Here is an 8,556-nt window from a genome sequence, read left to right as displayed (position 1 = left end):
AAAATGATGAGTTCCAAAGGTGTCCTTTCCATAACTGTTTTTGTAATTCAGGATGCCTTATAAACAATTTTCTTGCACTTATTCCTTTAAGCATTTTGACAATATACGATGGTGCTATTTGTGGATGTGCTGATGCAAATATGTGAACATGATCTGGCATTATTTCCATAGTTGCTATAGTGAAGCCTTTTTCTCCGGCAATTTCAAGGAATAAGTTTTTTAATTCTTCTTGTAAATTATCGTCCAGGACCTCCTTTCTATATTTTGTTGACCAAACTATGTGGTAATTGACGTTATATACGCAAGTTCTTGCATGAATAAGATTATTTTTCTTCATACATATAGTATATAGCATTTTTTATTAAATATCAATTCTATTTGTATATTTTCTTTATACATATAGTATAATTTATATTTTTAATATAATAACCGGCTTTCATCTGTCTAATAAATTAGAGAGGATTCCCGCCGGTTTCTCCTGAAAATATGATATAATAGAGGTGGGAAACTGAAGGGATAGATAGAAGAAATAATGTTGAGGTGTTTAGTTTTGAGGACGTTTATAGCTGTTCATTTAAACCAGGAAGCTATTGATGACCTTACCAATATGCAGAAATATTTAAAAGGGAATAATGTTAAAGCCCGATATACCCCTGAGGACAATTTCCACATCACATTAAAATTTTTAGGCGAAATTGAGTATGCTGATATTCAGAGAATATATGACGCTCTAAAGGATAAGTTTACAGATATCAAGCCTTTTTATATTAGACTGAATAAAGTCGGTTATTTCCCAGGTGATAAAAATATAAGGGTTTTGTGGGCAGGCGTTTCTGATAAGAAAAGGGGGTTAAATGCGCTGTACAACGTGATCAATCGTGAGCTATCCGGGATAGGGTATTCTGAAGATAAAAGACCTTTCAGGAGTCATGTAACGATAGCCAGAGAGGTAGAGAAAAACAGCGAAATAATAAAAGTGATAAAAGGTTATAAATTTACGTCAGGCGAATTTTTAATTGATCGGATTTCCCTTATGGATAGCAGGATTGACGGCAATAAAAGGGTATATACGCCGTTATTTGATATTAGATTGTAGGGTGGGAGAAATATGGATAATGATGATAGGGATAAGGATGAGCTTCAGAAACAGTTAGACGAACTTGAAGAATGGCAGAATAACGCATTTAATCCCGGCTATTATGTAGGTAATGGAAAGATTCCACTGCCGGTGAAAAACCTTAGGAAGTTTCCGATATTGCTTTTGATAATAGCAGTACCAACGTTAGTAGGAATTATTATTTCGATTGTAGATACATTAAGAAGCGGTGGCAGCATTTTGATCAACTTGTTTTCTTATCTCATACCGGGCATCATATCTGTACTTTTGACAATAAGGGGAGTTACTGAATTGTGGCGAAAAAAGAAATGAAATGAAGGGGTATACAGATGAATAAAACTAAAGAAAAGATATTTAATGCGGCTATAGAGGTTTTTTCAAAAAAAGGCTTTTATAAAGCCACAATGGATGAGATAGCAGAGAAGGCAGCTGTCGCAAAAGGTACATTATATTATCATTTTAAGAGCAAGGATGACATTCTGGACTTTCTCATCACCGAGGGGTTGTCATTATTAAAGAATGAAATTCTCGAAAAGATATCAGCATTTGGCAATGCGATAGAAAAACTCAGGGAAGTTATAGTGATCCAATCAAATTTTTTGTTTAAATACAGGGATTTTGTGATAATACTTTTGAGTCAATTGTGGGGAAAAGAAGACAGGCAGAACTACTTTAGAGAGAATCTGTACGAATATTTGAGGATAATCGAAGATATAATTGATGAAGGGATAAGAGAAAAGCTTATAGTAGAATGTGATAAAAAGATCATTTCATCAGCTTTTTTTGGCATAATAAGCTCAATTCTAATCTTTCAATTCAGAAATGGTGAAAAATTTGACCCCGAATATATTGCTGATAATATAATCAAATATACTTTTAATGGAATCCATTATGGCAAGTAACCATGGTGGATTTTTTTATTGACAGCTTTAAATAGTGATATTATAATAGATTTGTACTGACCGGTCAGTTCAATAATGCCCAAATCTTTAGTTGGAGATGATGAAGATGCATGGGTTTGGAATTTTTATCTCAAAACACCGAAAATTGGTTTTAGCAATTGCAATCCTTCTTTTGATCCCATCTATTTATGGCTTTGCGACAACAAAGATAAACTATGATATTCTCACATACCTACCCAGGGATTTAGATTCAGTAAAAGGACAGGACATACTTGATAAAGATTTTAAGCAGGCTGCCCTTTCAATGCTAATTGTAAAGGGTAATATGAATATAGCTGATATTCAAAGTATGAAACAAAAGATTTCTCAGGTCAATGGGGTTGAAAAGGTTATATGGATTGATGATATTTCAGACCCTACGATTCCAAAGGAAATGCTACCTGAGGTTTTGCGTTCAACTTTTTATAGCAGAGATTCGACTCTTCTGCTTATACAGTTTAGCAATTCAGCATCCTCGCTACAGACACAGAATGCCATTGCACAGATTAGAAAGATTATAACAAAACAGGCCTTTTTAAGCGGCATGTCAGCTATTATAAAAGATACAAAGGATCTGTCTGATAAAGAAACCCCAATTTACGTTGCGGTTGCTGTGCTTTTTATTGTTATTCTTCTGGTTCTTACCATGGAATCGCCAATAATTCCCATTTTGTTTTTAGCAAGCATCGGTATGGCAATAATCTATAACCTTGGAACGAATAAGTTTTTAGGTCAGATTTCATATATCACAAAAGCTTTGGCGGCAGTGTTACAGCTTGGCGTTACAATGGATTTTTCTATATTTTTAATGCACAGGTATGATGAAGAAAGAAAGAGGTTTGAGTCGAAAGAAGAGGCAATGGCAGAAGCTATATCCAAGACATTGGTGGCCATATTATCCAGTGCTGCAACGGCAATTGCTGGTTTTCTGGCTCTTTGTGCCATGCGGTTGAAGATCGGGCAAGATATTGGGCTTGTTATGGCAAAGGGGGTATTCTTAGGAGTATTGGCTACAATAACGATCTTACCTGCATTTATATTAACTTTTGATAATGCAATCCATAGGTATAAACTTAAAAACATATTGCCAACATTCAAGAAAACCGCTGAATTTGTTTCAAAATATTATGTAGTTTTATTTATAGTCTTCTTACTTGCCTTCATTCCAGCCGTTTATGGGAGAAATCACATAAATGTGTATTATAATCTGATAGATTCACTTCCAAAAAGCATGAAGTCTGTGCAAGCAACCGACCTGCTCAAAAAGGAATACAACATGACAACCACTCATATGATTTTGGTTGATAGTTCGCTGCCAAAATATAAGATAAAGAATATGTGCGATGAGATAAAAGGGGTAAAGGGTGTTAAAAAGGTTTTAGCCTTTGATGACATCTTAGGGCCTGTTGTGCCTGATAGTTTCATTCCACAAAGCTTAAAAGAAAACTTTGAAAAAAATGGCTATAAGCTCATTATGGTAAATTCTATCTATAAGGCAGCAACAGATGAAGAAAATTCCCAGATAGAAAATATTATAAGGATTGTAAAAAGTTATTCTAAGAATTCATATGTGACAGGTGAAGGGGTATTGACAAAAGATCTGGTTGAGATGGCAGATACAGATTTAAAGCGGGTTGACTTTATATCTATCTTGGCAATATTTGCGATAATACTCATCACATTTAGGTCATTCTCAATTCCTGTAGTATTGGTCAGCGCGATAGAGCTTGCAATATTTATAAACCTGTCTATACCTTACTACACAAAAACAATAGTGCCATTTATTGCTTCAATAGTATTGGGCACCATACAGCTGGGATCAGCGATTAACTATGCTATTTTGATGACCACAAGGTTCAGGGAGGAAATTCAAAGAGGGCATGATAAGGTTGAAGCTATAAAAATAGCGGTTACCACATCGTCGCGTTCGGTTGTGACAAGTGCTTTGGCCTTTGCATTTTCAACTCTGGCTGTTGCAATCATAGCCAAGATAGATATGATAAGAAGTCTCTGCGAGATGCTTTCTCGAGGAGCTGTAATCAGTATGTTTATAATTCTTTTCATTCTTCCATCAATGCTGCTTTTGCTCGAGGGCTTGATTGCCAGAACCACATTTGGTTGGGGAAAGAAAAAATTTGAAGGGGTGTGAATGAGATGAAAAACAGTAGGATGCTAAAGTTGTTGTCAATTACCCTCATATTCGTCTTCGTTTTAACCAATGTGGCCTTTGCAGATGTAAATTCGACTAAAAAAGAGACTGTATATGTTACGCTTACACCAGATGGTACTGCAAAAAGTCAGATAGTGACAGACTGGATACACTCGGATAAACCGGATGTTATAGTAAAAGATAAGTCAGAGCTTGAAAATATAATAAACTTAAAAGGCGATGAAGCTCCACAAAAACAAGGCGAGTATCTTACATGGAAACTAAATGGCAATGATTTGTTCTATCAAGGCACTACTTCCAAAGCTTTGCCTTTTGATGTATCAATAAAGTATTTTCTTGATGGCAATAAGATAAATCCACAGGATTTGGCAGGTAAATCCGGAAAAGTAAAGATTAGAATAGAGGTTGAAAATAAACAGAAGAAAGAGGTAAGTATCAACGGACAGCCAAAGGATGTTTACGTTCCGTTTACCTTTGCATTTGTGGTAAATCTTCCACAGGATAAATTTACAAACGTAAAAGTAAACAGCGGTGAGATTGTTACAGATGGCAACACCCAGGCAGTTGTGTCACTTTTATTTCCAGGATTGTTAGAAAGTCTTGGGATAGAAAAAGATATCGAAAGAGTGGTGAAAATACCAAAGTATATAGAAATTTCTGCTGATTGCAAGGACTTTGAACTATCTTCAATATACATTCTTGCCACCAATAAGCTTATTAATTTTGGAGATGTTAAAAACATAAACTCATTTGATGAGCTAAAAAATTCGCTTAACACTTTGTATACTTCCAGCCAGAAGATATTAGACGGTACGATAAATTTATCGGAGGGGCAAAGGGAATTTTGCTTGAACTTTGAAAAATTTAATGAAGGAATAAAGAAGCTTGCAGATGGTTCTAGTAGGCTTTATACTGGTGCTGAGATGCTAAAAGAAGGTGTGGACAAACTTTATAATTCTTCAGCTCAGCTAAAAAATGGTGCAGATGAGCTTTTGAAAAATTCACAGAAGCTTTATGGTGGGCTGTCAGAGTCTTATAATGGCGTTAACGATTATATTTATGGCACTCAACAATTTTCTGATGGAGCAATAAAAGCAATTGATGGTTATAAGCTTTTGTTCGATAAGAATAAAGAACTTCTTGATGCAGTTAAGAATGTAGCTCAAGGTGTAGCTTCTATTCAGGCTGAACAAAAGAACTTAAATGATGGCACAAAGGAGTTACAGCAGGCATTAAATAATGTCTTAGAGGGTAATAAAAAGGAGCTTGAGGTTTTAAGCCTTGTGTATAGTGGGTTTGATGCTATAACTTCTGCTCTTGAAAAATTAACCTCAGTACCTTTAGTAAAGGATGCTGCTGAGAGCATTTTGGCAGGAGTTAACCACCAGAAAGAGGCAATAAAGGGGCTTATCGATTCTAAGAACAACTTGATATCGGGATTAACCCAGATTTTAGACAACATGAACAAGATTGAAGAAGGGCAGGAGCAGCTCTTAGTCGCTTTAAATCAGTTAAATGATGCTGAGAGCAAAATATCATCTTCAGCAGACCTTATAGTTCAGAATCAAAAAATGCTAGAAAATGCCTCAGATGAGGTAGAAAAAGGCAAGCAGAAGCTTGATAGTGCTTCTTCACAGCTTTTACAGGGCAACGAGATGCTCTTTGATGGCATTAAAAAGTTTAATGATGGAATGAATACTTTTGGTAAAGGTATATCTCAGTTTACAGGTGGGATATCTCAGCTAAAAAATGGAGCCGATGAATTTGCAATTGGGTTTAAAGAGTTTAATGATAATATGAATGCGGTGAATGATGCTTCTGATAAATTGTATTCCGGTGCAATCCAGGTGCGAGACGGGCTCAGTACTTTAAGCTCAAATTATGCTAAATTTCACAAAGAAGGAATCAAAGAACTTTATACAAAGTCAAGTGAAACCTTTGACAAAATTGATGACGTAAAAGAAATCCTTGAGGTTATAAGAAATTTATCCAATAATTACAAAACATTTACAGGTATTTCAGATGGCATGAATGGCGAAGTAAAGTTTGTTTTGAAGACAGATGAGATAAAGGCAAAAAGCCAAGAAAAAAATATTAAAGCTAAGTCAACCACTACAATGAAGTCAGAAAAGAAAGGCTTTATACAATGGCTTTTGGGGCTTTTGCATAAAAGTATTTAGAGATGGCAACACGGTATAGTAGGTGCAATAAAAGCTTTGTAAAAAAAGAAAAAGTGGTAGCTATGCTACCACTTTTTGATATTCCTTTAAGTGCTTTTTAAAAATAGCCGTCGCTTTTGCAACATCTGCTTCCGAGGGGGGATTTACATTCTTCAATGTATAATCGTAGCCCAATTTTTCCCATTTATTCACACCCATTATGTGATATGGCAGTATTTCCACCCTTTCGACGCTAGAAAGACCGCTTACAAACTGGGCCAGGTTTTCAATATCTTTCTCATCATCGGTAAGGCCTGGTACAAGCACATACCTGATCCACGTGGGTATTTTCATATCAGATAGATGCTGTGCGAACCTCAACGTTTTGTCATTGGGAACCCCTGTTATATCCATGTGCTTATCCCTGTCGATATGCTTTATGTCCAGCAATACCAGATCTGTATATCTTAAAAGCTTATCAGCTTTTTCGATATCTACATATCCCGATGTGTCCAGTGCGGTATGAATACCCTCTTTTCTGCATCTTTTAAATAGTTCTGTTGCAAAATCTATTTGAAGTGTAGGTTCGCCGCCTGTAAGGGTAAGGCCTCCACCGGAGAACTTCATATATGGCTTATATTTAACGGCATCCGCGATTATTTCATCGACGGTTATTTCTTTTCCATCTGATATTTTCCACGTGTCGGGGTTATGACAGTATCTGCACCTTAGCGGACAACCCTGGGTAAATACCACATACCTGATGCCCGGGCCGTCTACTGCACCACATGTTTCTATAGAATGTATATAACCTTTCATTTATCATAACCCCCTTCAAAGGCTTGTTTTTATTGTATATTAAGCATATCACATTTGTCTTTTGTAGTCAATATACTGTATACAAAATTATAAAATAAATTTGCAAAGAAATGACATAAAATATCAAAAATCTTTTTGTGATGGAAAGGAAATAAAAATAAAGCAAACAAAACTATGAGCTATGAAATAGGAAAGCTTCACCTTATAGGAGGGAGAGGATTCACATTTTGGAAATTTAATAGTATAATATTATTAGGACGGATGTCCGAATTAATCTTTGAGGGAGTGTTCATATGGAAGAAAGGGTAAATCAATCTCAAAAGATATTAAACGCTGCTTGCAAATGTATTTCGTCTAAAGGATATGCCAATGTTTCATTAAGAGACATTGCCGAAGAAGCTGGTGTTGTGCTGAGTCAATTAAATTATTATTTTGGCAATAAAGAAGGGCTTTTTACAGAGGTAATAAAGATGATGATGAATAAGTATTTGAGTGAAATAAATAAGGCTTTAAATATAGGAGAAACGGCTCGCGACAAAATGGCATCTCTTGCTAATTTTTTTAAAGAAATGTTGAAGAATAATCCGGGGTTGTTTAGATTATTATACGATCTTACAGGATTGGCCATGTGGTCGTCTTCTTTTAATCATTTATTGAAAAATTTATTTGACGAATTGTCAAATATAATAGAAGAAAAAATTTTAATTAAAGGTAATTTGAAGAATAATTTGAAAGATTATTCCTCAAGGTCAATAGCGCGGATGATACTGGGGGCTATGCTTGGTACTGCAATACAGGCGATTTTAGATCCTGATAAGGAAGAAATATCGGATGCACTAAATGCTGTACAGGTTGTGTTTACTGAAATTGTCTGATGAGCCAATAGAGAGGTGAGACCATTGAAAATTGCGGTAGATGCCATGGGTGGGGATAATGCACCTTACGAGATAGTAAAAGGTGCAGTGTTGGCAGCAAATGAGATGAACGAGCAAATCGTGTTGATAGGGAAAAGCGATGAGATAAACTCTATTCTCCAGCGTGAAAACGCCAAGCTGTCTAACATAGAAGTGGTTCATGCACCTGATGTGATAAAAGGAGAAGATAGCCCTGTAGCGGCCATTAGATCAAAGCGTGAATCATCGATGTATATTGGCCTTGAGATGTTGAGAGATAAGGAATGTGATGCTTTCGTCTCTGCGGGTAATACAGGTGCACTTATGGCCGGCGCCCTTATGGTCGTTGGCAGGATAAAGGGCATAAAAAGACCTGCTTTGGCCCCTATTATACCTACCAGAACGGGTAATATGCTGATAATAGATGCCGGTTCAAATACCGATTGCGATGAAGAAA

The 8,556-nt window shown here is 36.0% G+C and carries 8 protein-coding genes and 1 pseudogene; 7 read left to right on the top strand and 2 right to left on the bottom strand.

Annotated features, from left to right (window positions below):
• The coding region (gene tnpA / locus BUB87_RS13325; RefSeq protein WP_159432427.1) for an IS200/IS605 family transposase at window positions 1-337 on the bottom strand (337 nt) is incomplete at its 3' end.
• Window positions 338-550: 213 nt separating this feature from the next.
• Between tnpA and thpR the strand changes: the two genes are divergently transcribed.
• From thpR to BUB87_RS13300, 5 genes are all read left to right on the top strand, one after another.
• A complete protein-coding gene (thpR, locus tag BUB87_RS13320; RefSeq protein ID WP_073346470.1) occupies window positions 551-1,096 on the top strand; it encodes an RNA 2',3'-cyclic phosphodiesterase in 546 nt (181 codons plus the stop codon).
• A gap of 12 nt (window positions 1,097-1,108) precedes the next feature.
• On the top strand, window positions 1,109-1,429 hold the full coding sequence (locus tag BUB87_RS13315; protein ID WP_073346465.1) for a hypothetical protein: 321 nt from the start codon (window positions 1,109-1,111) through the stop codon (window positions 1,427-1,429).
• A 17-nt stretch (window positions 1,430-1,446) separates the two neighbouring features.
• On the top strand, window positions 1,447-2,019 hold the full coding sequence (locus BUB87_RS13310; RefSeq protein WP_073346462.1) for a TetR/AcrR family transcriptional regulator: 573 nt from the start codon (window positions 1,447-1,449) through the stop codon (window positions 2,017-2,019).
• Between the two features lie 100 nt (window positions 2,020-2,119).
• Window positions 2,120-4,207, top strand: a complete 2,088-nt coding sequence (locus BUB87_RS13305) for an efflux RND transporter permease subunit (RefSeq protein WP_200792847.1) — start codon at window positions 2,120-2,122, stop codon at window positions 4,205-4,207.
• 5 nt (window positions 4,208-4,212) lie between these two features.
• Window positions 4,213-6,408, top strand: a complete 2,196-nt coding sequence (locus BUB87_RS13300) for a hypothetical protein (RefSeq protein WP_073346457.1) — start codon at window positions 4,213-4,215, stop codon at window positions 6,406-6,408.
• 60 nt (window positions 6,409-6,468) lie between these two features.
• Here the strand turns inward: BUB87_RS13300 and pflA are convergent, their stop codons facing one another.
• Window positions 6,469-7,206 (bottom strand): pyruvate formate-lyase-activating protein, encoded by a 738-nt coding sequence (gene pflA, locus BUB87_RS13295; protein WP_073346455.1) that lies wholly within the window; start codon window positions 7,204-7,206, stop codon window positions 6,469-6,471.
• Window positions 7,207-7,499: 293 nt separating this feature from the next.
• On the opposite strand from pflA, the gene BUB87_RS13290 reads away from it, so the two are divergent.
• Entirely contained in the window at window positions 7,500-8,081 is a 582-nt protein-coding gene (locus BUB87_RS13290) for a TetR/AcrR family transcriptional regulator (protein WP_073346452.1), read from the top strand.
• A gap of 24 nt (window positions 8,082-8,105) precedes the next feature.
• A pseudogene (locus BUB87_RS13285) lies at window positions 8,106-8,556 on the top strand (phosphate acyltransferase PlsX); the annotation flags it as partial.

It is taken from the genome of Caldanaerobius fijiensis DSM 17918 (genome assembly GCF_900129075.1).
GTDB lineage: Bacteria > Bacillota > Thermoanaerobacteria > Thermoanaerobacterales > Caldanaerobiaceae > Caldanaerobius > Caldanaerobius fijiensis.
Note: the sequence above shows the minus strand (reverse complement) of the source record. Positions and strands in the feature narration are given on the sequence as shown.

Bases quoted from the DNA above. Each gene is read 5' to 3' on its own strand.
- BUB87_RS13315 (WP_073346465.1), top strand. From the start codon at position 1,109: ATGGATAATGATGATAGGGATAAGGATGAGCTTCAGAAACAGTTAGAC.
- BUB87_RS13310 (WP_073346462.1), top strand. From the start codon at position 1,447: ATGAATAAAACTAAAGAAAAGATATTTAATGCGGCTATAGAGGTTTTT.
- BUB87_RS13305 (WP_200792847.1), top strand. From the start codon at position 2,120: ATGAAGATGCATGGGTTTGGAATTTTTATCTCAAAACACCGAAAATTG.
- BUB87_RS13300 (WP_073346457.1), top strand. From the start codon at position 4,213: ATGAAAAACAGTAGGATGCTAAAGTTGTTGTCAATTACCCTCATATTC.
- pflA (WP_073346455.1), bottom strand. From the start codon at position 7,206: ATGAAAGGTTATATACATTCTATAGAAACATGTGGTGCAGTAGACGGC.
- BUB87_RS13290 (WP_073346452.1), top strand. From the start codon at position 7,500: ATGGAAGAAAGGGTAAATCAATCTCAAAAGATATTAAACGCTGCTTGC.